The organism is Thermogutta sp. (genome assembly GCF_014359955.1).
In the GTDB taxonomy this organism is placed as follows: domain Bacteria; phylum Planctomycetota; class Planctomycetia; order Pirellulales; family Thermoguttaceae; genus Thermogutta.
The window spans coordinates 1-2,917 of the sequence record NZ_JACIYL010000577.1 but is presented as its reverse complement, the minus strand read 5'-3'; the positions used below and the strand labels follow the sequence as shown (position 1 = coordinate 2,917).

Genomic DNA, 2,917 nt, shown 5'->3' with positions numbered 1-2,917 from the left:
AGGCTCCAGCGGATTCCCTGGCGGGCCATCCGCGCTGTACGCGTCGTCGATCAGGGGGTATTTCTTTTCGACACGCGGGAGCCCACCCCTGTGGACACCCTTCGCGCGGTCTTCGTGCCGTTCGGTCCGCACCGGGAGGGAGTGCTCGCGCGGCTGGAATTTTACCTCGCTTCTCGCAAGGGAATATCCGAAGCCGTCAGTCGGCGGCAAACACTGGCATGAAGTTGGCTCGTTGAGAAGATTCCGATCGCACCCACACCCACATTCACCTGTTGTGAGACCGACCTTTCCTCTTCGGGTCTCTCCAACGTCTCTTTCCGACCAGATGTGTTGAGCGTGGATGCAAGGGCCAATAAAAAACCGGCCTGGGCATCAATACCTCAGGCCGGTCGGTTGACTGGATTAAAGCTCTGCCGAGGTTGCTCCGGTCAGGCTTCTCACCCGCACTGGCCGGACGCAGCCAGCACTCCTCGGCTCATGCCTGCCGGCACATTCTGCTTTCCTTCAGGGATCACAACAGACCGCGCGACGGGCCAGAATTCGGTGGTGCAGATGGCACGGCCGAACCGGAACATTGACGACGGTGGGCACCAGCTTGCACACCTTCACCGGGACTTCCTTTTCCACAATCTGGGGCACGAGGACCGTGCATTTCTTGACGACCGGTTCGCAAACTTTCTTCCAGGTCGTCACGCACACCGGCTTCTTGACGGTGTGGCGAACGCACTCGTAATAGCAAACCTTCTTGGTGTACTCGTAGCGTTCCCACTCGCACCATTTGCGGGTGCCCTGCCGCTTTTGAGGTTCCCAGACACACTTGGTGATTTCGCAGGGTTCCTCAACGATTTGCGGCTTGCAGACCTTGACCTTGATTTCCTTCACGACCGGATTCGGCACCCACACCTTGCACACGCAGACGGGCTTGGGCGGGCAGCAGGCACCGTCGCTGGGCGGATCCACGATCACCCGGCGATGGCAGTGACGACAGATTCCGTGCACCGGCTCACAGGGCCGCTCTTCCCAGTGACCCTCGTCCACGCATACTTTCCGGGGTTCCTCGACCTCGACCCACTTGCACACCTTGCGGGTGCCTGGTTCCTTCACGATTTTGGGGACGTAAACCGTGTATTCATACGGTTCACTCTTCCAGACCGGGCGATATCCCACGCACTTGACCTCTTTCACCCGGGGTTCAAGTTTCCATTCGGTGCAGGTTTTCTCGACGACATTCGTTTCCTTCACCCAATGCACTCGATAGGTGGTGTACTCGCGGAGTTGCGGGACGTACTCCACGCACCGCACCTTCCGCATTTCTGTGACCCACTGCCGTGTGAGCACCGTCTTCTGGACGCAGGTCACCTCCGGTGCGCACGCCGGCTGACAGGCAGGCTGACAGGCCGACTCACTGGCCGACTGGGCCCAAACCGCCAGTGGCACAAGGAGAAATCCCAGCGCCAACAACCCTCCAACTGCTTTCCTGACCATAACTCCCTCCTCCATTTGGTTGAGACAGCGGGAACCATCCTCTACCGGTCGGGACCGACTCCCTGCGCGGACCGGTGATACGTTGCCATCACTTTCGGGACTTGTAGGTACTGACCCCCCTCCCGGACATCCCCCGACATTTGAGAACCCAGACGCGGCCCTTTCGCGATCGACCGCTACCAATCCCCCACTCGCAGAACCCGCAAATTCGCTGCAGGCATTAAAGACTTCCTCGTTTGTCCAGCTTGATAGTACGACCCTACCAATTGTCCGTCAAGTACCCGCCCGCCGATTTCCAGGATTTTTCCACCGTCACTGCTCGAAAAACCCCAGGGCCGTTCCATCACCCCCAAAAACCCCAGGGTCCCGCCCGGCGGCCGTATCGCCGCTGACCGGGGAACGACGCGGCCCTGAAGAGGTGAGAGATCCCTTTGCGCGACCTGAGCACCCGCGGAAGGTTCCACCGTGGATGCACGAAACACCTCATGTCAATAACCCATGTGGTGGGGTCACCCCATCCGGCATTTCCACTACAACCGACACAATCCGGAAAATCGTTGACAAACGAACGGGGCGTGACTATAAATCTATCCAGTTTAGCCAATCGGGCAAGTTTGGCGATTTTGACACGTGGCCAGCACAAGCAGGGAGCAAGCGCGTTCTGTTGTTTGAATCTCTTCCGCCATCGAACGAACCGCGCATTTCTCAGTGTGCCGAAGCACCGCGGTTGAGTTCTGTGTCGGCCGCACCGGGTCTTACAGAGGAGTGACACCTATGCGACTTGGCAACATTTTCCGGAATCGGACACATCGACCTGCTCGGAAACTCAGCCGTACCGTTCGCAGGAAAGGACCTTCAGCCCGGCGCCAACTTGTTTTGGAACCTCTGGAAGAGCGCCATCTTCTCAGTGTTGTCACCATCACCGCGGATGATCTTGGTGGCAACGGCAGCAACAACTCCTTGGCCGACGAGTTTCGACTGCTCCGCAACGGCACCGACCTGGAAGTGTACATTGACGGAAACCTGTCCAGCACAACTCCTCTGGCGGGCCTCACCGGGATCAACGTGCAGGGTTCATCCGACTCCGATACGCTGATCATCGATCTATCCGGTGGAACGTTCGCCGTGCCCATCTTCTTCGATGGAGAAGCGCTGGGATCAAGCCTCGTGGATCTCGACCAACTCGTGCTGGTAGGCGATCCGGGCAGCCCGATCGGGCGAATGAGTTACTTTGCGGGAGCCCTTTTCGGTGGCAGCGCTGATGATGGTCAGATCGTCATCGATCCCGACGATAATGCGGGCCCAGGTGCCGGTTATCCCGGCCACCCAGGAGCGTGGAACGGCGATGAGATGTTCATCTCGTTCCAGAATTTGTCTCCTGTCATCGACACGGTTCCCGCTGCACAGCTCGATATTTTCGCCACCAATACCA

At 58.7% G+C, this 2,917-nt stretch carries 3 protein-coding genes; 2 read left to right on the top strand and 1 reads right to left on the bottom strand.

What is annotated here, in order from left to right; genetic code table 11:
- Positions 1-222 (top strand): hypothetical protein (locus H5U08_RS14590; RefSeq protein ID WP_297034594.1); only part of this gene is annotated, 222 nt, incomplete at its 5' end.
- Between the two features lie 282 nt (positions 223-504).
- Here the strand turns inward: H5U08_RS14590 and H5U08_RS14585 are convergent.
- Complete coding sequence (locus H5U08_RS14585) at positions 505-1,485, bottom strand: hypothetical protein (RefSeq protein ID WP_297034592.1); 981 nt, start codon at positions 1,483-1,485, stop codon at positions 505-507.
- A gap of 774 nt (positions 1,486-2,259) precedes the next feature.
- Here H5U08_RS14585 and H5U08_RS14580 point away from each other — a divergent pair.
- On the top strand, positions 2,260-2,917 hold a 658-nt coding region (locus tag H5U08_RS14580; protein WP_297034590.1), incomplete at its 3' end, for a hypothetical protein.

Bases quoted from the DNA above. Each gene is read 5' to 3' on its own strand.
- H5U08_RS14585 (WP_297034592.1), bottom strand. From the start codon at position 1,485: ATGGTCAGGAAAGCAGTTGGAGGGTTGTTGGCGCTGGGATTTCTCCTT.